Source organism: Arthrobacter sp. Leaf69, from assembly GCF_001422645.1.
Lineage (GTDB): Bacteria > Actinomycetota > Actinomycetes > Actinomycetales > Micrococcaceae > Arthrobacter.
Map to the genome: position 1 here is coordinate 159,297 of NZ_LMLR01000016.1, position 24,103 is coordinate 183,399.

20 protein-coding genes and 1 pseudogene are annotated in these 24,103 nt (G+C 67.7%); 9 read left to right on the forward strand and 12 right to left on the reverse strand.

The features are described 5' to 3' along the window. Positions 1 to 45: 45 nt before the first annotated feature. Together ASE96_RS17985 and ASE96_RS17990 are read left to right on the forward strand one after the other, a co-directional pair. A complete protein-coding gene (locus ASE96_RS17985; protein WP_056433667.1) occupies positions 46 to 1,476 on the forward strand; it encodes a TrkH family potassium uptake protein in 1,431 nt (476 codons plus the stop codon). 40 nt (positions 1,477 to 1,516) lie between these two features. Continuing rightward, positions 1,517 to 2,155, forward strand: coding sequence for a potassium channel family protein (locus ASE96_RS17990; protein ID WP_175558467.1), 639 nt, complete (start codon positions 1,517 to 1,519; stop codon positions 2,153 to 2,155). A 32-nt stretch (positions 2,156 to 2,187) separates the two neighbouring features. On the opposite strand, the gene ASE96_RS17995 is transcribed toward ASE96_RS17990, so the two are convergent. From ASE96_RS17995 to ASE96_RS18035, 9 genes are all read right to left on the reverse strand, one after another. Continuing rightward, complete coding sequence (locus ASE96_RS17995) at positions 2,188 to 3,711, reverse strand: FAD-dependent oxidoreductase (protein ID WP_056433859.1); 1,524 nt, start codon at positions 3,709 to 3,711, stop codon at positions 2,188 to 2,190. A gap of 79 nt (positions 3,712 to 3,790) precedes the next feature. Continuing rightward, on the reverse strand, positions 3,791 to 4,375 hold the full coding sequence (locus tag ASE96_RS18000; RefSeq protein ID WP_056433669.1) for an HhH-GPD-type base excision DNA repair protein: 585 nt from the start codon (positions 4,373 to 4,375) through the stop codon (positions 3,791 to 3,793). A gap of 56 nt (positions 4,376 to 4,431) precedes the next feature. Further along, entirely contained in the window at positions 4,432 to 5,265 is an 834-nt protein-coding gene (gene proC / locus ASE96_RS18005; RefSeq protein WP_056433673.1) for a pyrroline-5-carboxylate reductase, read from the reverse strand. 240 nt (positions 5,266 to 5,505) lie between these two features. After that, positions 5,506 to 6,852: an RNA polymerase sigma factor gene (locus ASE96_RS18010; RefSeq protein ID WP_082492838.1), complete on the reverse strand. Its 1,347-nt coding sequence runs from the start codon at positions 6,850 to 6,852 to the stop codon at positions 5,506 to 5,508. 10 nt (positions 6,853 to 6,862) lie between these two features. Further along, positions 6,863 to 7,204 (reverse strand): YciI family protein, encoded by a 342-nt coding sequence (locus ASE96_RS18015; protein WP_056433676.1) that lies wholly within the window; start codon positions 7,202 to 7,204, stop codon positions 6,863 to 6,865. A gap of 108 nt (positions 7,205 to 7,312) precedes the next feature. Next, complete coding sequence (locus ASE96_RS18020; protein ID WP_056433679.1) at positions 7,313 to 8,356, reverse strand: Ppx/GppA phosphatase family protein; 1,044 nt, start codon at positions 8,354 to 8,356, stop codon at positions 7,313 to 7,315. A 63-nt stretch (positions 8,357 to 8,419) separates the two neighbouring features. Beyond that, complete coding sequence (locus tag ASE96_RS18025; RefSeq protein ID WP_056433682.1) at positions 8,420 to 8,878, reverse strand: SseB family protein; 459 nt, start codon at positions 8,876 to 8,878, stop codon at positions 8,420 to 8,422. Positions 8,879 to 9,018: 140 nt separating this feature from the next. After that, a complete protein-coding gene (gene topA / locus ASE96_RS18030; protein WP_056433685.1) occupies positions 9,019 to 11,742 on the reverse strand; it encodes a type I DNA topoisomerase in 2,724 nt (907 codons plus the stop codon). A 181-nt stretch (positions 11,743 to 11,923) separates the two neighbouring features. Next, positions 11,924 to 12,604, reverse strand: coding sequence for an ArsR/SmtB family transcription factor (locus ASE96_RS18035; RefSeq protein ID WP_056433688.1), 681 nt, complete (start codon positions 12,602 to 12,604; stop codon positions 11,924 to 11,926). Positions 12,605 to 12,818: 214 nt separating this feature from the next. Here ASE96_RS18035 and ASE96_RS19005 point away from each other — a divergent pair. Beyond that, positions 12,819 to 13,871: pseudogene (locus tag ASE96_RS19005) on the forward strand (MFS transporter); the annotation flags it as partial. Between the two features lie 141 nt (positions 13,872 to 14,012). On the opposite strand, the gene ASE96_RS19665 reads toward ASE96_RS19005, so the two are convergent. Further along, the gene (locus tag ASE96_RS19665; RefSeq protein ID WP_056433690.1) at positions 14,013 to 15,668 is read right to left on the reverse strand and encodes a DUF7059 domain-containing protein; all 1,656 of its coding nucleotides are present in this window, start codon (positions 15,666 to 15,668) and stop codon (positions 14,013 to 14,015) included. A gap of 122 nt (positions 15,669 to 15,790) precedes the next feature. Continuing rightward, positions 15,791 to 16,561, reverse strand: a complete 771-nt coding sequence (locus tag ASE96_RS18045; RefSeq protein ID WP_056433692.1) for a MerR family transcriptional regulator — start codon at positions 16,559 to 16,561, stop codon at positions 15,791 to 15,793. A gap of 303 nt (positions 16,562 to 16,864) precedes the next feature. Here ASE96_RS18045 and srmL point away from each other — a divergent pair, with 303 nt between their 5' ends. The 4 genes from srmL (at position 16,865) to ASE96_RS18065 (ending at position 19,784) form a co-directional block, all read left to right on the forward strand. Then, positions 16,865 to 18,022 (forward strand): PheS-related mystery ligase SrmL, encoded by a 1,158-nt coding sequence (gene srmL / locus ASE96_RS18050; protein ID WP_056433698.1) that lies wholly within the window; start codon positions 16,865 to 16,867, stop codon positions 18,020 to 18,022. 58 nt (positions 18,023 to 18,080) lie between these two features. Then, positions 18,081 to 18,536, forward strand: coding sequence for a hypothetical protein (locus ASE96_RS18055; protein WP_056433701.1), 456 nt, complete (start codon positions 18,081 to 18,083; stop codon positions 18,534 to 18,536). A gap of 64 nt (positions 18,537 to 18,600) precedes the next feature. Continuing rightward, positions 18,601 to 19,176 carry a hypothetical protein gene (locus tag ASE96_RS18060; protein WP_056433702.1) on the forward strand — a complete coding sequence of 192 codons (576 nt, stop codon included), beginning with the start codon at positions 18,601 to 18,603 and terminating at the stop codon, positions 19,174 to 19,176. 74 nt (positions 19,177 to 19,250) lie between these two features. Beyond that, positions 19,251 to 19,784 (forward strand): DUF6023 family protein, encoded by a 534-nt coding sequence (locus ASE96_RS18065; protein WP_056433703.1) that lies wholly within the window; start codon positions 19,251 to 19,253, stop codon positions 19,782 to 19,784. A 60-nt stretch (positions 19,785 to 19,844) separates the two neighbouring features. Here ASE96_RS18065 and trhO read toward each other — a convergent pair whose 3' ends face one another. Continuing rightward, a complete protein-coding gene (gene trhO, locus ASE96_RS18070) occupies positions 19,845 to 20,738 on the reverse strand; it encodes an oxygen-dependent tRNA uridine(34) hydroxylase TrhO (protein WP_056433706.1) in 894 nt (297 codons plus the stop codon). Positions 20,739 to 20,955: 217 nt separating this feature from the next. Between trhO and ASE96_RS18075 the strand changes: the two genes are divergently transcribed. Together ASE96_RS18075 and ASE96_RS18080 are read left to right on the forward strand one after the other, a co-directional pair. Continuing rightward, positions 20,956 to 21,648 (forward strand): GNAT family N-acetyltransferase, encoded by a 693-nt coding sequence (locus ASE96_RS18075; protein WP_056433711.1) that lies wholly within the window; start codon positions 20,956 to 20,958, stop codon positions 21,646 to 21,648. 53 nt (positions 21,649 to 21,701) lie between these two features. Further along, positions 21,702 to 24,086 carry a DEAD/DEAH box helicase gene (locus ASE96_RS18080; RefSeq protein ID WP_056433714.1) on the forward strand — a complete coding sequence of 795 codons (2,385 nt, stop codon included), beginning with the start codon at positions 21,702 to 21,704 and terminating at the stop codon, positions 24,084 to 24,086. Positions 24,087 to 24,103 lie beyond the last annotated feature (17 nt).

Below are 24,103 nucleotides of genomic sequence, written 5' to 3' on the forward strand. Positions count from 1 at the left end.
GGTTTACTACTGAAGGAAACAGTTTCTAGCAAGGAAATGTCACACATGACGCAGAGCCAGTCGAGGTCCAAGAGCCCGGCCAGCTGGCACCCCGGCACTCCGGAGCGGGAAGGCCTGTGGATCTTCACACGCCTTCGCGACTTCATCGACAACATCGCCAACACCTCTCCCGCCCGCCTGGCCCTGTCCGCGTTCGGCATGGTGATCCTGGTGTTCACCGCCCTGCTGTCCCTGCCGATGGCGTCGGCGACGGGTGATTTCACCCCGCTGTACCAGGCCATGTTCACCGCGGTGTCTGCGGTCTGTGTCACGGGCCTGACCGTGGTGTCCACGGCAGTGCACTGGTCCTTCTTCGGCCAGCTCGTCATCCTGGTCGGCATTTTCGTGGGCGGCCTGGGCACCCTGACCCTGGCCTCGCTACTGGCCCTCATGGTGAGCAAGAAGCTGGGCGTCCGCGGCAAGCTGATCGCCCAGGAGGCCATGAACGCCGGCCGCCTCGGCGAGGTGGGCACCCTGCTGCGGATTGTCATCGTGACGTCAGTGGTGATCGAGGCGACGCTGGCGCTGGCGCTGATCCCGCGGTTCCTGATGCTGGGCGAAAGCTTCGGCCAGTCCGTGTGGCACGGGGTGTTCTACGCGATTTCTTCGTTCAATAACGCCGGTTTCACCCCGCACTCTGACGGCATCGTCCCCTACGAGACCGATTTGTGGATCCTCGTCCCGCTGATGGTGGGCGTCTTCCTCGGCAGCCTCGGGTTCCCGGTGGTCATGGTGCTGCACCAGAACGGTCTGAACTGGAAGAAGTGGAACCTCCACACCAAGCTGACCATCCAGGTCTCGCTCATTTTGCTGGTCGGCGGGACCGTGCTGTGGGGGCTGATGGAATGGGAGAACCTGCGGACCATCGGCGGCATGAACGTGGCGGACAAGGTCATTCATTCGCTCTTCGCGTCCGTGATGACCCGGTCCGGCGGATTCAACCTCGTGGACCAGAACCAGATGGATTCCACCACCATGCTGCTCACCGACGCGCTGATGTTCGCCGGCGGCGGTTCAGCGTCGACGGCGGGCGGCATCAAGGTGACCACCATCGCCGTGATGTTCCTGGCGATCGCCGCCGAGGCCCGTGGTGACTCCGACGTGAAGGTCTACGGCCGCACCATCCCCGAGGGCACCATGCGGGTGGCCATCTCGGTCATCGTCGCCGGCGCAACCCTCGTCGCAGTGTCGGCCATGCTGCTGCTCCACATCAGCGGGGCATCCCTGGACCGGGTGCTCTTTGAGACAATTTCCGCCTTCGCCACGGTGGGCCTCAGCACGAACCTCAGTGCCGAGCTGCCGCCGTCGGGCGTTTATGTCCTTACCGCCCTTATGTTTGCCGGGCGCGTCGGCACCGTCACCCTGGCCGCCGCCCTGGCCCTGCGCCAGCGCAGCCAGCTGTACCACTACCCGGAAGAGAGACCGATCATTGGCTAGTTCCTCAGGCGCCGTCAACCGCCCCGCCCACAACGCCCCCGTGCTGGTGATCGGCCTGGGCCGCTTCGGCGCATCCACGGCCGAACAACTGGTCAAGCAGGGCCGCGAGGTGCTGGCCATCGAACGCGACCGGAGCCTGGTGCAGAAGTGGTCCAGCGTCCTGACGCACGTCGTCGAGGCCGACGCCACCAACATCGATGCCCTCCGCCAGCTCGGCGCGCAGGAGTTCAGCTCCGCCGTCGTGGGCGTGGGCACGTCGATCGAATCCTCGGTGCTGATCACCGTGAATCTCGTGGACCTCGGCATCGAGCACCTCTGGGTCAAGGCAATCACGCCCTCGCACGGCAAGATCCTGACCCGGATCGGCGCCAACCACGTGATCTACCCGGAGGCCGACGCCGGCGTCCGCGCCGCGCACCTGGTCTCCGGCCGCATGCTGGACTTCATCGAGTTCGACGACGACTTCGCGATCGTGAAGATGTATCCGCCGCGTGAAACCGTGGGCTTCACGCTGGACGAATCCAAGGTCCGGTCGAAATACGGTGTCACGATTGTGGGCGTCAAATCCCCGGGCGAGGACTTCACCTACGCCCGGCCGGAGACGAAGGTGTCCTCACGGGACATGCTCATTGTTTCCGGGCACGTGGACCTGCTGGAACGGTTCGCCGCCCGGCCGTAGCGGCCGTCAACAGCGCCCCGGCGCTAGGCACCTTACCGGGCGGACTCGGCGCGGTCCGGCGCCGGGCCGGCCAGGTTCCTCGTGGCCGGCCCCTGGATAACGATGCCATCAGTGGTGAACCGGGAGCCGTGGCAGGGGCAGTCCCACGTCACGTCCGTCGAGTTGAACTCCACAGTGCAGCCAAGGTGCGTGCAGACTGCCGAGACAGCTTGGACGTCCCCCTCGGGGCTGACGTACACGGCAGTTCTGGCCCCGTCGACCTCCACCACCTTCCCCTCGCCCGGGGCTACCTCGGGCACGGCCATCTCCGAGGGAGCAGCACCGTCGGCGTCAGGCACTGACTCCTTCGGCACCGCCGGTACCGCACCTGTTGCATGCGCGCTTCTGGTGCTGTCGAAGACGGCGGCCCACGGGTTGTCGGTGCCGCACAGTGTGTCCCGCAGGATCAGGGCTGCGGCCGTGCCGTTGGTGAGGCCCCATTTTCGCAGCCCGGTGATCACGTGGACATGCCGGAACTCCGGAGCCATGAGGCCCACGTACGGCAGCCCGTCGGCAGGCATGGCGTCCTGGGTGGACCAGCGGAAGGCGATCTCCCCGGCGCCAAGGCGGTCGCGGGCAAAAGCCGCGAGCCTTCGGTACCGTTCGGCGGAATCAACGCTTTCGGTGGCCGGGTGTCCTTCACCGCCGGCCAGCACGTAACTGCTGCCCCCGACGTCGACGGTCAGGATGGAGCGCATCGGCTCATCTACGCTGACAAAGGTTGCGTCCAGCGGAGGAACGGCGCTCCGGCCGGCGACGAGATACGAGCGGTGCGCGTAGCATCGCCCGGCGAAAAGTCCGTGGTCACCGAACGGCAGGTTGGTCGCCACAATGATTTCCGTGGCCCGGATTGATCCCCGCTCCGTAGCCACCACGGCCGGGGAGCCGTCACGGAAACCCGTGGCGGGCGACTCCTCAAAGACAAAGCTGCCGTTCCCGTCCACGGCACGGGCCAGGCCCTGCACGTACCTGAGCGCGTGGAGCTGAGCCTGGCCGTCGAAACGGACGGCGCCCCGGACTGCGAAAGGCAGCGGAACATCTGTGGTGAAGGATGCCGGCAGCCCCAGCCGCGCGGCCAGCGCCGCTTCCTCCCGGACCAGCGCAAGCGCCCGCCCGGATTCGGCGTAGGTGTAGTTGGCCACCCGCCGGAAGCCGCAGTCAATTCCCTCCGCCAACACGACGCCAGCAATGTGTTCAATTGCCGCCTCGTTGGCCTGCCCGTAGGTGCCGGCGGTGCCGGCGCCGTGGCGAGCCGCCAGTTCGGAGTAGGCAAGCCGGTGCAGGGAGGTGACCTTGCCCGTGGTGTTCCCGGTGACGCCGGTGCCCACCCCCGCCGCCTCTAGCACGGCCACCGTCTGGCCAGCCCGTTTCAGGGCCAGTGCGGCAGTCAGTCCTGCGACGCCGCCGCCAATCACGGCAACGTCCACGTCCAGGGACGCCTCGAGGGGCGCGTACGAGGCGGTTCCGCCGGTGGCCGACCAGAGGGAGAGGAGTCGTCCTACCGGCTGTTCGTTCATGGTCCCGACCTCCACCACTAGGGGTTCCTCCGCCGTCGGGCGCACTCATCCCGGCAACGCTGGCTGAGCTGCCGCAGGATCAGGGCCCGGCGGTCTTCGCCGCCTTGGCCGCGGCCTTGGCTGCCTGCTTGCTGGCGCGCACCCTGCTCAGCGACTCCGGATCCACAATGTCGGCGACGGACAGGAAGGCGTTCTCCTGGCCATAGTGTCCGGCGGCCTCCCGCCAGCCTTCAGCCTGGAGCCCGCACTGCTTTCCCAGCAGGGCCAGGAAGATCTTCGCCTTTTGCTCGCCGAATCCCGGCAACGCCTTGAGCCTGCGCAGCACCTCCTGCCCGTCAGGGTCACCCTGCGTCCAGATGGCGGTAGCGTCGCCGTTCCAGTCGCTGTGGACCGTCTCGGCAAGGGCTTGGACGCGGCCGGCCATGGATCCGGGGAACCGGTGGACGGCCGGGCGCTCTTTGAACATCTCGACGAACTCTTGGGGATCGTAGCCGGCGATCGCGGCGGGGTCCATGGACCCAAGGCGCGTCCGGATCTTTTCGGGACCGGCAAAAGCCGATTCCATGGTCACCTGCTGGTCCAGCAGCATGCCGGTCAGCAGGGCAAACGCGTCGTCGCTGAGAAGTTTATCCGCCGCGGGGTCCCCCGTGATGTGCAGTTCCATGGGTCCTATCCTGCCACTCGGTCCGGTCTGGGTCTTGGGTTCCGCCTGCGGGGCGGCTAGGCGAGCTGCTGGGTGATCTCCGCGGCCCGGGCAGCGGCGGAGCGGGCGCCGTCGGCAATGATCGCGGGCAGGCCGCGCTCGTCGAAAGTGGCGATCGCGCGTTCGGTGGTGCCGTTGGGGCTGGTGACGGCTTTGCGCAGCGCCGCCGGATCCGCACCCGGTTCGGCCAGCATGAAGCCTGCCCCCGCGACGGTTTCGCGCGCAATCAGCAGCGATAGTTCCCGGTCGAGTCCCAGTTCGACGCCGGCGTCCGCCATTGCTTCGGCCAGGTAGAACGCGTACGCCGGGCCGGACCCGCTGATCGCGGACAGCGCGTCGACCTGGGACTCGGGGATTTCGACGACTGTGCCCGCGGCCGCCAGGACGTCCTTGGCCAGCTGGAGCTGCGCCGCGGAGCAATGCGTCCCCGGCGACACCGACACGACGCCACGGCCGAGCTTCGCAGGGGTGTTCGGCATCGTCCGGATCACGGCCTGGCCAGCCGGCAGGGCGGCTTCCAGCTGCTCCAGCGAGACGGCTGCAGCGACGCTGATAACGATCGCGTCAGGAGCCAGCGAATCGCCAATCTCGCGGGCCAGATCCGCGATGCCCACGGGCTTGACGCCCAGGATCACGACGGCGGCGCCGGTGGTGGCCTGCTTGTTGTTCTCAGGCTCTTCCTCGCCGGCGATGGCCGTGATGCCGTGATGCCGTTTGGCGAGTTCGTCGGCCCGTTCGGCGCGGCGAACGGTGGCGACAATGTCTGCCGGGTCGGCGCCGCCCGCGATCAGGCCGCCCATGATGGCCTCGTTCATTGATCCACAGCCCAGGAATGCGATTCGGTTGCTCATGCCCCCATCATTGCAGTCCGCCCCGATTCACAGCCAGCTCCCATCTTCAGGTCAGCATCTTCACAAACTCCGTGACTAACGTAGTTATTACCTCATTGAGGGTGCGAGTGATGCGGCAGACATGCGGATGTCTGCCCGGCACCGGTGGTCTGCAGCGGGTTTCCCCCCATTTTCCCGCAGCAGACGGCCGGTGCCTTCGTCGTTAACTCCCCTGTTCACATTGCGCGGTCAATGGCCGGGTTATGGAGCCCTGCCCGGTCCAAGGGCCCGCAATCGGTCTTCCAGGAATGTCCTGTCCGCCTCGTTGCGGGCCAGGTTCAGCGCAGACCGGTATGCCGCGGCAGCCTCGGCGCTGCGGCCCAGCCGGACCAGGAAGTCGGCCCGGACGGCGTGGGCCAGGTAATAGTTCTCCAGCCCGAGCGCGTCGACGACCACCAAAGCAGGTTCCGGGCCCTCGAGCTCGGCCAGCGCGACTGCCCGGTTGAGAGCCACCACGGGTCCGGGCGCGACGCCGGCGAGCTGGTCGTAGAGCCGGAGAATCTGCCCCCAGTCCGTTGCTGCGGCATCGTACGCGTCGCTGTGGACGGCGTTGATCGCGGCCTGGAGCTGGTACGGGCCGGGCCGGTTCCTCCGCAGGCATTGACGCAGCAGCTCCTGGCCTTCGGCGATGAGGGCCCGGTTCCACAAGCGCCGGTCCTGCTCCGCCAGGAGCACCAGACCGCCGTTGGAGTCTCTCGCGGGGCGTCGTGATTCGGTCAGCAGCATCAGCGCCAGCAGGCCCGTCGCTTCGGGTTCGTCAGGCATCAGCGCTGCCAGCAGGCGGCCCAGCCTGATCCCTTCCCTGCAGAGGTCCTCCCGGATCAGCGGGCCACCGGAGCTGGAACTGTAGCCCTCGTTGAAGATCAGGTACACCACAGCAAGCACCTGCGGCAGGCGGGCCGGCAGTTCCGCGCCTTGCGGCACCCGGTACGGAATCCTGGCATCCCGGATCTTCGCTTTGGCCCGGACAAGGCGCTGGGCCATGGTGGTTTCCGGCACCAGGAACGCATGGGCGATCTCCGCCGTCGTGAGCCCTCCCAGCAGCCGCAGTGTCAGCGCCACTTGCACGTTGGTGGCCAGGGCGGGGTGGCAGCAGGTAAAGATCATCCGCAGCCTGTCATCGTCCACCGTGCCCTCCCTCGTGAGTTCAGCGATGACTTGATCCTCGGGCGTCAAGGGTTCCGGTGAGCGGCCGGCCTGCAACAGCGCGGCCTTGATCTGTTTGTCCCCGCGCCCGGCCTCACGGCGTAACCCGTCGATGGCCCGGTTCCGGGCAGTGGTGATGATCCAACCTGCCGGGCTTGGCGGGATGCCGGTTGACGGCCAGTGCCGGACGGCGAGGGAAAAGGCATCTTGGACGGCGTCCTCGGCGGTGTCGATGTCCCCGAGCACACGGGTCAGGACGGCGACCGCACGCCCGTATTCCTGCCGAAAGACGCGGGCGATGTCCGCCTCCAGGGCCCCGGCGCCGGGAACCCTGGCCGGGGCGGGTGCGGGGGTCCCGCCTGGCTCCGGCGGAGATCGGTCTGGCGTGGCTTCGCGGACCATCCCGGAATACCTAGTGCTGGATGGGGCGCACTTCGATGGGAAGGGTGGTGGCGCGGGCCAGCTTGCCGGCCCAGCCGAGGGCGGCGTCCAGGTCCGCCGCTTCGATAACGGTGAACCCGCCCAGGTGCTCCTTCGTCTCAGCGAAAGGACCGTCGGTGATTAGCAGTCCGGCACCCTGCTGCCGCACCACCGTGGCGGTATCGGTGGGATGGAGACCGGCCGCGAACACCCAGACGCCAGCGGCCTTCATTTCGCGGTTCAGGACCTCGAGGTCCTGCATAATGGGCTCAAGAAATTCCGGCGTCGGAGCGGGGCCGACGGGCTGGTAAACGCTGAGCAGATACTGTGCCATGGTGGTGTCCTCCTTGACGATGCGGTCGGCTCCCTGCCGGCCTCTCACCTTCTAGACGAACGGTACGGGCCAGGATCGACACGACGCCGGTAACCGGGGCACCGAGTCTCACCGGGAGTCGGCTGGTGCGGCTTGCGTGGCGTCCGCCGGGTCACCGTCGGGTGACTGTGGCTCGGCGGGGTGGTCGATCTGCGTCACGTGGGGTGCGGGATCCAGCGGCCCCTCGAAGACCAGCTGGTCCAGCCTCCGGAGGATGAGGCCTTCGCGGAGCGCCCAGGGGCAGATCTCCATGCTGGGGAACTCGAACAGTTCCAGGGCGGCCTCGGCCACGAGGGCGCCGGCCAGTAGCTGGGGTGCCCGGGCTTCAGAAACGCCGGGAAGATTCAGACGGTCCTCCACGTCCATGGCCGAGATGCGCTGAGCCCAGAGTCCCAGATCCGAGGCGAACAGTTCCCGCTTGACGTAGGGGCCGGCGGCACTGGGCGCGGCCCCTGCGATCCGGGCCAGCGAGCGGAAGGTCTTGGACGTGCCTGCCACGTGGTTCGCCTTGCCGAGCTTCCCCAAGTCGCGTACCACCGGCTTGAGCGTGGTCCGGATGTAGCGGCGGAGTTCCTTGACGCTCTTGGCCGAGGGCGGGTCCTCCTGCAGCCAGTCCCGGGTGAGCCGGCTCGCTCCAAGCGGGACGGACGTTGCCAGTTCGGGGAGTTCGTCCTCCCCGTAGGCCATTTCGAAGGAACCACCGCCAATGTCCAGGTTCAGGATGGGCCCGGCACCCCACCCGTACCAGCGGCGGACGGCGAAGAATGTCATTGAGGCCTCTTCGCTGCCCGTCAGTTCCCGGAGCGTCACGGTGGTCTCATGTTTGACCCGGGCCAGCACCGCAGGACCGTTGGCGGCCTCGCGGATCGCGGAAGTACAGAACGCCAGCAGGTCTTCGGCTTTGTGTTTGGCTGCGAATTCCCACGCTTCCAGGACGAACTCAATCAGCTCGTGCTGGCCGGCGTCGTTGATGCTGCCGTCGCTCTCGAGGTACTGCACGAGGGACAGCGGGCGCTTGTGCGAGGCGAACGGCACAGGGCGCGCACCGGGATGGGCGTCCACGAGCAGAAGGTGGACGGTGTTTGATCCGATATCAAGGACGCCTAGACGCATAGTGCCATTATTCCCCCGGGAACACGGCCCGCCTAACGGACCGGCCGTGCCCGGAGCACCAGATTAGGGCTGGCTGTTCCCGCCGGTGGCCTCATCGGGACCATCGGCCTCGTCGGCCGGCTTGAAGTCGCGGCGGATGTTCGCCACGCCTTCCGGATCGATCTCGAAGCCGAACGCCGCCCCGGGGTTGATGACCATGCCGAGGTCGTCGCCGAGGTTGCCGAGGATCGCGGCGCCCTGGGTGCCGAGCACGTTGGGTGCGGCCTCCAGGTACTGTTCAGTGACGCGGCTCGGGTGGGAGAACACGGCCAGGACAGGCTTCCCGGCGGAGTTGGCCAGCACCAGCGGCTCCACCTGCGAATCGGCTCCCTCGAGCGCATCGGAGCTGACAATGTAAACCTCGTTGTTCAGGAAAGCGAGGATGACGTCAACGGGGTTGGCGTCCGGCTGCTCCCCCCGGGCAAGCTTCTCTTCGAGGTCGTTCAGCGGCTGGAGGTCCAAGTGATCGGGCTGTTCAGTCATGTCTCTACTCGATCACGTTGCGCCCGGGTCCGCAATTCCTAACTCTCTCCCCGCTGCCCAAACCGGAGTGATCCGGCAGCGTGCGTCTAAGCGAGGAACGAGCGAGCACGCAGAGGATTGCACGGTTCGGGCAGCACCATCTACTTCTTGGCGGCAGCCTTGCGGGCAGGGGCCTTGCGGGCCGTCGTCGTGCGCTTGACCGGTCCCTTGGCGCGCTTCTCGGCGAGGAGCTCGACAGCCTGTTCCCGGGTGAGCTCTTCCAGTGAGGTGGAGCGCGGCACGGTGATGTTGGTGACGCCGTCGGTGATGTACGGGCCGAACCGGCCTTCCTTCACCACGATGTTCTTCTCCGAGACAGGATCCGGGCCAAACTCGGCCAGCGGCGGGACGGCGGCGCGGGCGCCGCGCTGCTTCGGCTGGGAATAGATCTCCAGGGCCTGCTCCAGCGTAATCGTGAAGATTTCCTCTTCCGAGCCGATGGACCGGGAGTCCGTGCCCTTCTTCAGGTACGGGCCAAAGCGGCCGTTCTGCACTGTGATCGGGTTGCCTTCAGCGTCCTGGCCGAGCACCCGGGGCAGGCTCATGAGCTGCAGGGCCTCTTCCAGGGTAATGGTGTCCACGCTCATCGACGCGAACAGCGATCCCGTGCGGGGTTTGGCCTTCACGGGCTTCTTCGGCGGCTTCGGCTTGCCGTTCTTGTAGTACTCCACCGGCTGGTTGGCGAGCTGCTCCTCGGTCATCTCCGGGATGATCTCGGTGACGTAGGCGCCGTAGCGGCCGTTCTTGGCGACGACGGCGTGGCCGGTGTGGGGGTCCGTGCCGAGCACGCGCTCCTCGGGGGCGGCAGTTTCCATCAGCTCCACCGCTTTGGTCGCGGTGAGCTCATCCGGGGCCAGGTCCTCGGGGACGTTGGCGCGGGCGGCCTCAACCACTTCGCCGGTCTTAGCATCGACGGTCGGGACGGAGCTTTCCAGGTACGGGCCGAACTTCCCGACGCGCAGCGTGATGCCCTCGGTGATCGGAATGGAGTTGATTTCGCGGGCGTCGATCTCGCCGAGGTTGTTGACGATGCTCAGCAGTCCGGGGTTGGAATCCTCACCGAAGTAGAAGTGCTTGAGCCAGGCGGGCCCCTCGGCCTGACCGTTGGCGATCTTGTCGAGGTCCGCTTCCATGTCGGCCGTGAACTCGTAGTCCACGTAGTCGTGGAAGTGCTGTTCGAGCAGACGGATGACGGAGAATGCGATCCAGCTCGGGACCAGTGCGGAGCCCTGCTTCCGGACGTAGCCGCGGTCCTGGATGGTGGAGATGGTGGAGGCGTACGTGGACGGGCGTCCAATCCCCTTCTTTTCCAGTTCGGCGGTCAGCGACGCTTCGGTGTAACGCGGCGGCGGGGACGTTTCGTGCCCGACGGCGGCAATCTCCGAAGCGGTGAGCGCGTCGTCCTTGGCCACGTTCGGCAGCCGGCGGGCTTCCTCGGAGTCGTCGTCGCGGCTTTCGTCCTTGCCCTCTTCGTAGGCGGCGAGGAAGCCGGGGAAGGTGATAACGGTGCCGGAGGCCGAGAATTCGGCGTCGCGGCCGTCGGCAGCGACTGCGCCGAGGCGGATGGTGGCGGTGGAGCCCTTGGCGTCGGCCATCTGCGAGGCGACGGTGCGCTTCCAGATCAGCTCGTACAGGCGGAACTCGTCGCCCGAGAGCTGCTTGGCCACCTGGGCGGGGGTGCGGAACGAGTCACCGGCGGGACGGATGGCCTCGTGCGCCTCCTGCGCGTTGGCTGCCTTGCCGCTGTAGACGCGCGGTGACGCGGGGACGTATTCCGGGCCGTACAGCTCGGAGGCCTGGCGCCGCGCGGCCGTGATGGCCTCGTTGCTCAGCGCGGAGGAGTCCGTACGCATATAGGTGATGTAGCCGTTTTCGTACAGCCGCTGGGCCACCTGCATGGTGCTCTTCGAGGAGAAGCGCAGCTTGCGGCCGGCCTCCTGCTGCAGCGTCGAGGTGGTGAACGGCGCGGCCGGACGGCGCGTGTACGGCTTCGTGTCGACGGAGCGGACCCGGAAATCGGCGTCCTGCAGCCCCGCGGCCAGGGAGGTGGCGAGTTCCTCGTTGAGGTGCACGGCATTGCGGGAAGTCAGCTCGCCGCTGTCGTTGAAGTCACGGCCGCTGGCGACCTTGGCGCCGTCGACCATGGCCAGTTTCGCCTTGAACGAGCCGGAACCGGCGCCGAACTGTCCGGTCAGGTCCCAGTAAGAGGCTGCTTTGAAGGCCATCCGCTCACGCTCGCGGTCCACCACCATGCGGGTCACAACGGACTGCACCCGGCCGGCGGAGAGGCCGCGGGCCACCTTGCGCCACAGCACCGGGGAGATCTCGTAGCCATAGAGGCGGTCCAGCACACGGCGGGTTTCCTGCGCGTCCACGAGGTCCTGGTCGACGTCGCGCAGGTTGTCCATGGCGCGGTGGATGGCTTCCTTGGTGATTTCACCGAAGGTCATCCGGTACACCGGGACCTTGGGCTTGAGCACTTCCAGCAGGTGCCACGCGATGGCCTCGCCCTCGCGGTCCCCATCGGTCGCGAGATAAAGAGCGTCAGCGTCTTTGAGTTGGGCCTTGAGCTCGGCGACCTTTTTCTTCTTGTCCGGAGACACCACGTAGTACGGCTTGAAGTCGTTTTCAATGTCGACGGCGAACTTGCCCACCGAGGTCTTCTTCAGGTCCGCAGGCAGTTCCGAGGGCTGCGGAAGGTCCCGGATGTGACCAATGGAGGCCTCAACAATAAAGCCCTCGCCGAGGTACTTGGCGATGGTCTTGCTCTTGGCGGGAGACTCCACAATCACGAGTTTCTTACCGGTTTTGGCCTTGCTTGGCACGGTGCTCCTACAGAAAAAGGTTTCTCGGGCAGATGCGCCCATACCCGCCTAGTTCACCATATTTTGCGGATTCCCGCGCATCCCGCATGAAAACGCGGGCCTCCGGGCACGACTTCCGGACGTAATGAAGGCCCGCAATTCCAGCCTTCTGCCGGGCGCGGCCCACGCGGCCGGGAGGCTGTCAGGCCGGGGTTCCGGGAGGGGTGCCAGCTGGGGTCGCAGGAGCCTTTCCCCGGTCATCCGGGATCATGGACCACATGGTCGCCATACGCTCCGCACCTGCGGGGACATGGTCCGGGTCCTCCAGTTCATAGTCCCGAAGCAGGTCGAAGAGCCGGTTGTTCAGTTCCGCCCGCTGGTCCGGCGTCAGGTAGAGCAAATTGCTGGCCAGCACCACGGAGGAGGGCCCGTCCACGGCTTCGCCGCGCTGGCGCTGCTCGTCCCGGGTCTTGGCGTAGGCATTGACACGCCGGCGGTAGGCGTCCAATTCGAGGTCCAGCACGGCGAACTCAGGGCTCGCCACACCTCCGCCCGAGTTAATAGTGAAGTCGGTGCCCGCGGCCTTCCAGCGGCGCTCCCTGGCGTCGCCCGCGGTGGCGGCCGGCACCACGATGCCCCACTTCTGCAGGGCGCGCAGGTGATAGCTCATGGCGCTCGGGGTGAGGCCGGTCTGGGCGGCGAGCTCCGTGGCCGTCCGGCTCACCTGGGTTGAATACAGTTCGGAAATTACCTCCAGCCGGGCAGCGTGGGCCAGCGCCCGGATTGCCTTGGGGTCGGTGATTTCCACTTTCTTTTCCGGGCGCTGCCGGCGTTTGGCGGCCGGAGGTACCGGTGGCTCCGCCGTGGGGGATTCTGCATTCACCCCACCAGTCTATCGAGCGGCACCAAACTATGAAAGAACTGCTTGACACTGCATTCCGGGAAAGAGTAGCTTGCTATTTATGAAACAGATACTTCATAACTTGCCGGACGAGTCCCGGGCGGCGCGGCCCCTCTGGCGAAACCACGATTTCCTCCTCGCCAGCAGCGCCCGCTTTGTCGCCACGGCCGGCATGGGCGCCGTCATCGTCAGCGTCATGCTGCACCTGCAGAACCTCGCCGCCGCGGGCCAGACCTCGGTGGCCGGACCCTGGCTCATGGCGGCCTATCTGTTCTGCTCGGCGCTCCCCCTCGTGCTGCTCGCCCCGTGGGCCGGCCGGCTGGCGGACACTAGGGATTCCCGGACGCTGGCGACGGCGTCGTCCGTGGTAAGTGCCGCGGCGGTTGCCGGCATGGGTCTGGGCATGCAGTATCTGGACAACTACCTTCCGGCACTGTTCGCCATGACTTTCCTCCTCGATACCGCCCAGGCGGTGGCCGGGCCCACCTGGCAGGCGCTGCTGCCCAGGATCGTCGGGGAAGAACGGACCCCCCGGGCGCTGGGCACCATGCAGGCAACCATCATGATCGCCGGCATGGTCGGACCGGCCGCAGGCGGGCTGCTCAGCGGCTCGGGCGGATCCGGCCTGGTGTTCGCCGTGGCCAGTGCCAGCTACTTGGCAATGGGTGTGGCCGCCATGCTCATCCGGACCCGTCGTGGAACTGCCGCCGAGCGGGTCGGTAAGGACGTTCCCGCCCTGCTGGACGGCCTGCGCATTATCCGCCGGGACAGCCTGGTCTGGGCCCTGGTCCTCGGGGCCCTGTTCTTCATCACCGTCGGCGAGGCGACCAACGTCCTTGAAGTGTTCCTGGCCCGCGACGAGCTCGGCGCCACCGAAACCCAGTACGGGCTGCTGGCAGCCTCGTTCGGTCTCGGCATGGCTGCCGGGGCCGCGATGGCCGGCCGGATCAAGTCCCCGCCAACCAGGCTGCGCGTGCTGCTGGCCTCGATGGCGCTGACCTCCGCGTTCCTGGGAATCATGGCCCTGGTGCCGAGTGTGGAACTACTGTTCGTGGCCTACACCGCCATGGGGGCCGCCTGCGGTGTGCTGAACGCGTGCTTCGGGGCGATCGCGATCCTGCGGATCCCGGAAAGCGGGCGCGGCCAGGCGATGGCGATCCTCGGAGGCCTGACCCGGGCCGTCTCCATCGGGGCGCTGGCCCTGGGCGGGCTGCTGGGCGCTCTGCTCCCCATCCGGATGAGTTTCCTGGTCACCGGGGTGGCCGGGGTCCTGGTGGCCCTGGGCGTCGCCGCGTATGTCCTGCCCCGCTTCGGCAGCGAGGGGGCAGCGGAACCGGCAGCCGACGCGGGGCCGGAGGCAGACGCCGCCCCGTCAGCCGGAATTAGCGCCTCAGGCAGGCAGCAGGAAGCCGTCGCGAACCAGGTTCGCCACCTCGGTGAGGAGACCAGCGCGGAAGGTCTCGCCGTTCCAGTCCTCGCCCCCGCCCAGCAGCGCCTCCAGGGCGCCGATGATCTGCCCGACGGACAGGTCGCCGTCGCACGCTGAAACAAAGCCGGCCAGCTCGGTGCTCAGCAAGTTGGTGCGACGCAGGCCAGCACCCTGGCGCAGCAGGATGACGCCGGGGTGTTCGGCGCCCGGGCGCTGGTGCCGCTCCTCGGTGACGTCCTCGGCCACCAGCAGGTGCGCGGCCGCCAGATCGTTAACGGCCAGCCAGTCGGCGCGTTCCACCGCGGCACCCAGGTGCGAGCCGACGGGCTGCTCGATCGGATAGGTGATCTCCTCGAAGCGCCTCAGGACCGGGTCCCCGGCGGGACGCCTCAGCCAGATCATTCCGAAGCCGATGGCATCAACGCCGCGGGAGGCGAAGTCGTCCAGGTAGGCGGCGTACGAGTCCTGGTAGAGCCTCCGGTCCCTCGCCTCGGAGGCGTCCTGCAGCCAGGTCTCGGCGTACTGCTCCGGGCTGACCTGCTCACGCTGGATGAACCAGACGTCCGCGTCCGGACTGGCCCAGCTTTGCGGCCGTTCGGCCCAGTCAGCGCCCGCCGGGATCTCCCAGTTGCCCAAAAGCTGGGCTGTTCCGCCAGGAGCCAGCACCAAAGGCAGGGCCCGGACCAGCGCGGCGACGATGTCATCGCCCGGCAGGCCGCCGTCGCGGTACGTGAACTGGTCCGCGGCGGACTCGCCCGGGGTGCGCGGCGTGATCACGAACGGCGGGTTGGAGACCACCAGCTCAAACTCCTCACCCGTCACGGGGTCGAGCAGGGAGCCCCGGCGCAGGCTCACGCGGGCTTCCAGATCGGCCGGGTCCAGGTGGAGCTCGCCGGCGTTGAGCAGCAGGTTGAAGCGGGTGAACGCCAGGGCGCGGTCCGAGATGTCGGTGGCCGTCACGTGCTCAGCGTGGTGCAGCAGGTGGAATGTCTGGATGCCGCATCCGGTGCCGAGGTCCAGCGCCCGGGCCGCGTGCCGTCGGGCGGTGACCTGCACCAGGGTGGTGGACGCCTGTCCGATCCCGAGCACGTGGTCGTGGCGCAGGACGCCCGGGCGCTGGTGGGCGGCCAGATCGCTCGCCACCCAGAGTTCCGCCCCGCCGCCAGTGTTTTCCCCCTGGGCGTTATCCCCCTGGGCGTCTTCCCCGGCGGCTCCGTCCCAGCCGTACGGCCGCAGATCCACCTTCGCCTGGACCCGGCCCTCCGTTGCCGGCTCTACGAGGCCCAGCTCCAGCAGCCCCTGCGTGCGGACCCCGGGCAGGGCGGCGTCGAGTGTTGCGGCCGGCTGCGGTTCGGCCAGCAGCCAGAGACGGACGACGGCGGCGAGCGCCGCCGTCGTCGGCTCCCCGTGGCACGCCTTTTCGGTGACAATCAGCGCGGGAACGAGCTGATCCCGGCTGAGGGCGCTGTGCGCGGCAGGGCCGAGGAGTGCGGCGACGCCGTCAACGGTGTAGCCGATGCCGCGCAGGTCCCGGGCCAGGGAATCGAGCAGGTCGGGGAGATCGCTGCGGGGGGCGTCGGGGGTGTTGCCTGCCGTGAAATGCGTTGAGGGAGTCACCGGACAAGTTTAGTCCCGGCCGCGGCGGCCGCGGCGGTCCCGGGCGCCGGGCACTTAACGGCCGGCCACCGGAGCGGGCACAAAAGGGTCCGACCCCCGGGCGGGCACAAAAGGGTCCGACCCTAGAGGTGCTTCGCGGCATAGATCTGCAAGGCGTCACGGACGAACATTACCCCGGCTTCGCCGCCGTAGTTCGCGGCGAAGCGCGGATCGGCAACGTACATCTCGCCGAGTCCGGTGACGTAGTCCTTCACATCGCCGCTGCCACCAGCCGCGGACGCCGAGGCAGGTGTGCCGGGAATCCCGGTCAGCCATTCGACCTGTCGCCGGGCCAACTCCTGCGCCTCCGCACTGCCCGCTGAGACACCCGATTCGGCCGCCGCAATCCAGTCGCTGCCCAGCTGCCGGGAACGCTGCTTCCACGTCTCCTTCTCGGCAGGAGCCATCCCGCGCCACCACGCGTCGCTTTTCGCGAACGCGTCCTTGCCCCAGCGCTCCTCCACCTCGTCCTTGTAGCGGGTGTGGTCGAAGCCGTCGAACATGTGTTCCGCCATGATCTGTCCTCCATCCTTTAGTGCTTCCATCGTCTGCCGGACCGACACAATCTGACGTGCCAGCCGGTCCTGTTCCTGCCGCAGCCAGTCAAGGTGGCGGCCCAGCGCCTGTTCGACATCGGGCTCGTGGTCGAGGATTTCGGCGATTGCCGGCAGCCCGAGCCCGAGGTCCCGCAGGAGCAGGATGCGCTGCAGCCGCACCAGAGTCGACTGGTCGTAAAACCGGTAGCCGTTGCCTCCAGTCCTGCTGGGTTTGAGCAGCCCGATGTCGTCATAGTGGCGCAGCGTCCGGCTGGTAGTCCCAGCGGTTCGGGCGATCTGCTGCACGGACCATTCCATCTGGCTGCCTCCCTCCGCTTCGCCGCCGGCCCTGTCCGGGCCTGGCCGGCCCCGTCCGGGCCGGTAATCCGATGCTAGAGGTTGACGCTACGTCAAGGTCAAGGGGTGCGCGCCGGCCGGGAGGGCCCCTGCGGCCTGCAGTAGCATGGTGGCATGCACACGCAGCAGCGATTTATCAGCCCTCGGCCGCTTTCCGGCCGCACGGGCTTCCAGTCGCGCGCATAACTGCAGCCGCCGGGGTCCGTCCGGTGCAGCGGCTGAGGGTGAAGCTCCCCCTCCCGCACTCACGACCAAGGACCCCACATGAAGACCTATCTGACCCCCACCGAGCTGCAATCCGCCCTGGAACTCCGCGATTTGGCCGATCCCGAGCAGGGGCCTCACGCGATGTCCCTGCTACTGGCGGACATCACAAGGGCACTGGAACGCCTTTGGAACATCGAGGCGGAAACCCACCGGCTCAGCCCCCTCGTCGCGACCGCCGACAACTACGACCGCCTGGGCTACTCCCCTCACGACGCCACCCGTGATTCGCGCTACTCCCGCCATGTCAGCCCCACGGTGATGCTGCGGAGCCACACCTCGGCCGGCGTGCCGGCCTTGCTGGACTCGCTCCGCACAGAAATGGGCCACTATGACCGGCTGCACGCATTGCCCGGCCTGGTGTACCGGCGGGACTCGATCGACCGCACCCACGTCGGCGCTCCGCACCAGGTGGACCTGTGGAGACTGAAAGCGCGCGGCCTGCTCGGCGCCGCCGAACTGGACCAGATGATGGCTGCCGTCGTGGAGGCGGTCCTTCCGGCCTCCTTGCACCCGGATGTCGAATGGCGCGCGAGCCCCGCAACCCACAGCTACACGGACACCGGCAGGCAGCTTGACGTGCTGGTGACCCAGCCGGACGGCGGCCGGGAATGGCTGGAACTGGCCGAATGCGGCCTTGTCGCCGCGCAGGTTCTCCGCGGCTCCGGGCTGGATCCGCGTCGCTGGGCCGGCCTCGCCCTGGGCTTGGGCCTGGACCGTGCGCTGATGCTGCGCAAGGGAATCCGGGACATCCGGCTCCTGCGCGCAGCGAACCCCGACATCCAGGCGCAGCTGCTGGACCTGCTCCCCTACCGCCCGGTGTCGGTCATGCCGGAGGTCAGGCGCGATCTGTCCCTCGTGCTCGGCTCCGCGGCCGAGGCCGACGTCGAACTGCTGGGTGATCGCGCGCGGACGGCCCTCGGGACGGAGGCCGACGTCCTGTCTGCGCTGGAGGTCAGGGCAGTCACCTCGGCGCCGGCGCTTCCGCCGGCCGCCGTCGAACGGCTCCGTCTCGCTCCGGACCAGGTGAATGTGCTGCTGCGGCTAGTGCTGCAGCCGCTGGACCGGACGCTGACGGACGGCGAGGCCAACCGCTTGCGGGACCGCGTGTACCTGGCCCTGCACCGGGGCCGGGTGCTGGAGCTCACCGCGGAGTAAGGCGGGTCCGGGCGCGGGAGGAACCGGGTGCCGCCGTCATCGGCGGTAAGTTGGAGGAATGCTCTTCCCCATTTCCCGCCGCGCCCGGGCCATCCTGCAGCGCGCATCTGGCGTCGCGGCGGGCGCCGCCATCGTACTTGCCGCCGCAGCATGCTCCCCGGCCGGTTCCATCGAGTCGGCCGATGTGCCGGCGTGGAAGGCCACCGCCCTTCCTTCGGCCGACGGCACGGTGCTCGAGGACGCGGGCAAGATCCTCAACCGGGAACCGATCGTGAAGACCGCCCCCGGGTTCGGGGCGGGCACCTACATCCTGACGATCACCTGCGACGGCGGGGGCAAGGCCTTCTTCGACGTCACCCTCGACGGCGCCCGGCTGGCCGAGGCCGGAGCGGCCTGCAACGGCAGCCGGGAGGCGGCACGCATCAAGGTCCCCGCCGACGGCACGCTCCGCATCAGTACATCGAGTGTTGACGCTCCGCTGATCTACGCCTACCAGCTGGCGCCTGCGGCGTAGGAGCGCGCCGGCCACGAGGGCCGCTGTGACTTGCGCCCGCGACCCCCGCGGCTAGGCTCGGTGCATGTCTGCTACTGGGGGTACGCACTGGAAGGTCCGCACTGCGCTGCTGCTGACGGCGGGCGCCGTCGCTGCGGGGCTGGCGGGGTGTGAATACGCCGACGACGTCGGAACCGTACCGGCCGCGGCCGGCCCGTCCGCCCGCACTCCCGCGGCCAGCGCGCCGCTGCCTACCCGGGATCCGGAACTCGTTGCCGCCGAAACCCGCAACCTGTTGACGTTGGATGCTGTCCTCGGCGGGTTGCCGGAAGGTCTCCTGTTCGGCGGCTCGGGCGGAATCGGCGACACGAGCAGCGGGGGATTCTCGGTGTCGGGCGAAATTTCCCGGGCCGGCCGATACAAGATCTCCGCGGCCTGCATCGGGGCGCCGGACGCGCATTTGTCCGTCATCCAGGGCGCCCGCGAGGGCGGCACCCTCCTGGAGCGCAACCTCGACTGCGGCAGCGTGACCGGAGCGCTGCTGGTCCTGGAACCCGGGGATGTCTCGGCTCACCTTGTCCGCTATGGCGGAGGCGTCCCCGGGCCAGCGACCGGCGCTGTCGCAGGCATCCGGATCAGCTTCGACGGGCCGGGGCGGTAATCACCGGAGCGCCGCGTCCGGCGCCCGCCGTCGGACTCTGGCGGACAGGACGCCGGCGGGCTTAAAGTCAGCATATGCCCGCTCTTCCAGCGCAGGGCGTTCCCCGCACCCGCACGGCATCCGCCGTGGGAATCCTGCTTGTGCTGGGAACGGCACTGTCCGGCTGTGCCTACGAATACGACGAGGACTTTTCCAGCGGGAGCTCGTCCGCCTCCGCCCCGGCATTCACCGACGCGGCACTGCCGCGGGACCCCGCCTTGAACCGGCCGGTCTCCGGCGCGGAACTCGACGAGTGGGCCGCGGAGGTGCTGCCCGACGCCGACGGGGAAGTCTTCCACTCCAACTACGGTGTCTTGGAGGCCGGGGAGGAACGGGAGGAGACCACCGCGAAACTGCCCGAGGGCACGTATGCCTTGACCTTGGCCTGCCGGGGCCCGCGACGGGTGTCGTTCAACGTCAGCCATGGCGACCTCGACCTGGTGGACTTGAACCTTCGTTGCGGGACCTCACGGGTCAACGTGGTCTACCTGCCCGCCGACGCCGTGCTCCACATCGCGGTGGAGGCGCGGAGGGGCGCCAACTTCGCCTACCGCGTGAGCCTGATCTGACGCTTCCGGCTCAGCGGTCAGCCAGGGCAAGGGCCCGGCCGGACGCGAGGCCGCAGGGTGTCAGGCCGCGCAGCCGTCCGGGCAACGGAGCGTCTCCGGGCTGGCGCCGCAGTCCTTGCAGTAGAGCGTCAGCGTGCGGCAGGACGGGTTGGAGCAATTCTCGAATTTGCTCGTGGGCGCCGAGCAGCGGACGCATTCGCCGATGGTTTTCGCGTCCTCGCTGAATTCCAGGTGCATGCGCTTGTCGAACACGTAGAGGGAGCCCTCCCACAGGCCCTGGTCCTTGAAGGTTTCGCCGTAGCGGACAATCCCGCCGTCCAGCTGGTAGACCTCCTTGAACCCGCGGTTCACCATGAGGCTGGAAAGGACCTCACAACGGATACCGCCGGTGCAGTAGGTCACCACCGGTTTGTCCTTGAGCGCGTCGTACTTGCCCGAGTCGAGTTCCTTGATGAAGTCGTGGGTGGTGGCCACGTCCGGAACGATCGCGTCCTTGAATTTGCCGATCTGGGCCTCGAAGCCGTTGCGGCCGTCGAAAAACACGACCTCCTCGCCGGACTCCTTCCGCTCTTCTACGAGCTGGTGCAGTTCCTCGGGTTTGAGGTGCTTTCCGCCGCCGACGACGCCGCCGGCATCGACCTTGAGCTCGCCCGGCGCGCCGAAGGACACAACCTCGTCGCGGACCTTGACGCTTAGCCGGGGGAAGTCCGCGGCGCCGCCGTCGGACCACTTCACGTCGATGCCGTGGAAGCCCTTGTATTCGCGGGTTGTCTTGACGTACTGCTTGACGGCGTTCAGCTCGCCGCCGACGGTCGCGTTGATGCCGTCCTTGGAGATGATGATGCGGCCCGTCAGGCCGAGCTTCTCGCAGAGGGCACGCTGCCAGAGCCGGATGGCGTCCGGGTCCGCGAGAGGGGTAAAGCCGTAAAAGAGCACAATTCTGTTCAAAGCCACGTTTTAAGGGTACTGGGTGGACAAAAAAGCAGGGCAGCCGGGGCACCCCCGTGGCCGTCCTGGGGCCCTTCAGCCGGGCAGTTCCGCCAAACCGGAGCTGTTGTCCAGTCGCGGCCGCACCGGCAGCGACGGAGACTTGGATCACAATTGCGTAAGCAAGGCCCGTTCCCGGACCCGGCCCCTGTTACTTGTGGCGGGGCTGGAATACGCTCATCACATGAGTCTTGAGGCCATGGTTGAAGACACCCGCCATTTGCTGGAAATCTGGGTCACCGGCTGGGCCGGGTGCCGGGGATATGAGACGCGCAAGGAGGGCACTTTCCCTGCTGTCCGCAGGGCGGACACCACCCACGAGTGGGAATACTTCGCCCACGACCCCTCCGATGCGGAGTTCACCGCGTTGGCCGCTATCACCGCTGAAATACCCGCCCGCATCCTCACGATCCTCACGAATGATGTGGCGCGCTACACCAACCTCGCCCAGCAGCACGGGCTCAATGTCACGTCAGCCTCGCAGACGATGATGATCGTGGACATGGAGACACAGGACGCCGAGGATCCCTGGCTTCCGGATGATGACCTCCGGTGGGTACCGTCCCGAACGGACGGTGTCCACCATGCCGTGGTCTACGCCGGGGACGAGGTTGCGGCGAGCGGCCGGGTGTTTGTAGTGGGCCATACCGCTATCTTCGACAAGATCGTCACGGAGCCAGGATTCCAGCGGCGGGGCCTGGGAAGTTTCATCATGCGGGCACTGGCCGCCCAGGCTTTCGAGCACGACGTCGAATCCGGGCTGCTGCTCGCTTCGCTCGACGGGCAGAAACTGTATTCGCACCTCGGCTGGACCGCCGTCTGCCATGTGCTGATGCTCTCCGCCTCGGATGAGGGCTCCGACCTGTCCGTGGTCTGAGTCCCAGGGTGGTGCGTCCCGGACGATTTGAGGCCGGGTGAAAGAATGGACGAGTGAACCCACATGAGTCCCTGATTCCTTTGCTGGGCCGCGGCCCGGACCCGGAACAGCTCCGTCATGTGCGCACCATCGCCGCCCGCCAGGCCGTCCACGCGCCGTGGCCCGAGTGGGCGCACCCCGATCTCGTGAACGCCTACGGCACCCTCGGCATCCACGAGCCGTACCGCCACCAGATCCAGGCCGCCGACCTCGCCCACGCCGGCGAGCACGTGGTCATCGCCACCGGCACCGCTTCCGGAAAATCGCTGGCCTACCAACTGCCGGCCCTCGATGCGGTCCACCGCTCCGAACTGCGGGTCCTCGCCGATCCGGGCAAGATCCACGACGACGGCGCCGTCACCCTTTATCTGTCCCCCACCAAGGCCTTGGCGGCGGACCAACTGGCCGCCATCCGGGCGCTGAAGCTCCCCACTGTCCGGGCCGAAACCTACGACGGCGACACCGACCCCGCGTCCCGCCGGTGGATCCGGGACCACGCGAACTTCATTCTGGCCAACCCGGACATGCTGCACTTCGGGATCCTGCCCAACCATGCCTGGTGGGCCCGGTTCTTCCGCCGGCTGCGCTACGTGATCGTGGACGAGGCCCACAGCTACCGCGGCGTCTTCGGATCCCACGTTGCCAACCTCATGCGCCGCCTGCGCCGAATCTGCGCCTACTACAGCTCGGACGGCTCAGGACCGGTGTTCATCGCAGCCTCCGCCACGGCGTCCGAGCCCGGTACGTCCTTCGGCCGGCTTATCGGCGCGCCCGTCCGTGCGGTGGCCGAGGACTCCTCACCCCACGGTTCCACCACCGTCGCCTTCTGGGAGCCTGCCCTGACCGAACTCCGCGGCGAGAACGGCGCCAAGGAACGGCGGACGGCCGTAGCTGAAACCGCGGACCTGCTGGCCAATCTGGTCTCCTCGCGGGTACGGACCATCGCCTTCATCAAGTCCCGGCGCGGCGCGGAGACCATCGCCACCATCACCAAGCGCCTCCTCGACGAGGTGGACCCCAGCCTGCCGCAGCGGGTGGCGGCCTATCGTTCCGGCTACCTGCCGGAGGAGCGCCGTGCCCTGGAGAAATCGCTGCGCTCCGGCGAGCTGCTGGGCGTCTCCAGCACGTCGGCCCTGGAGCTGGGCATCGACATCTCCGGCCTCGATGCCGTGCTGGTCGCCGGCTGGCCGGGGACCCGCGCGTCGTTGTTCCAGCAGATCGGCCGGGCAGGCAGGGCTGGCCAGGATGCCATTGCCGCCTTCGTCGCGAGCGATGACCCGCTGGACACCTACCTGGTGAATCACCCCGAGGCGATCTTCGACGTCTCCGTGGAGGCCACCGTTTTCGACCCGTCCAATCCCTATGTGCTTGGGCCGCACCTGTGTGCCGCCGCCGCCGAACTGCCGCTGGGGTACGCCGAGCTGGGGCTGTTCGGCGCCACGTCCGAGAAATTGCTCGATCAGCTGGTGACCCAGGGCTACCTGCGACGCCGGCCCGCCGGATGGTTCTGGACCCACCCGCAAAGCGCGGCGGCAATGGTGAACCTGAGGGCCGACGGCGGCGGCCCGGTGAGCATTGTGGACGCCGACACCGGGTCCCTGCTGGGGACCATGGATTCCCCGCAGACGCACTACCAGGCCCACACCGGTGCCATCTACGTCCACCAGGGCGAGAGCTACGTGGTGGAGGACCTGAACGAGGACGATCACTGCGTGATGGTGCGGCGGGCGAATCCGGACTACTACACCACGGCCCGGGACGTGACCCAGATCGAGGTGCTCGAGACGCAGCGCACCACCCAGTGGGGCGACGTGGCGGTGCATTTCGGTGATGTGAAGGTGACAACGCAGGTAGTTTCCTTCCAGCGCAAGGCCCTGATTTCGAATGAGATCCTTGGTGAGGAACCGCTGCAGCTGGGTGCCCGGGACCTGTTCACCAAGGCGGTGTGGTTTGTCATGGACAACCGCTCGCTGACCGGTGCGGGGTTGATCGAGGCGCAGTTCCCCGGCGCCCTGCACGCCGCGGAACACGCGGCGATCGGACTCCTGCCCCTGGTTGCGTCCAGCGACCGCTGGGACATCGGCGGGGTGTCCACGGCCATCCACGCCGACACCGGAGTGCCGACCATCTTTGTCTACGACGGCCACCCCGGCGGGGCTGGCTTCGCCGAGCGCGGCTACGACAAGGCCAAGGTCTGGCTCGCCGCAACCCGTGACGCAATCAAGGCCTGCGAGTGCGAGTCCGGCTGTCCGTCCTGTGTGCAGTCGCCCAAGTGCGGCAACAAAAACAATCCGCTCGACAAGGACGCCGCCGTTACCCTCATCGACGTGCTGCTCGAGGACGCGACGGACCAGATGCGCACCGGGCAGCCGGACCACGCGGCTCCGCTGCAGGCCTAGCCGAGGTTGGCGGGACA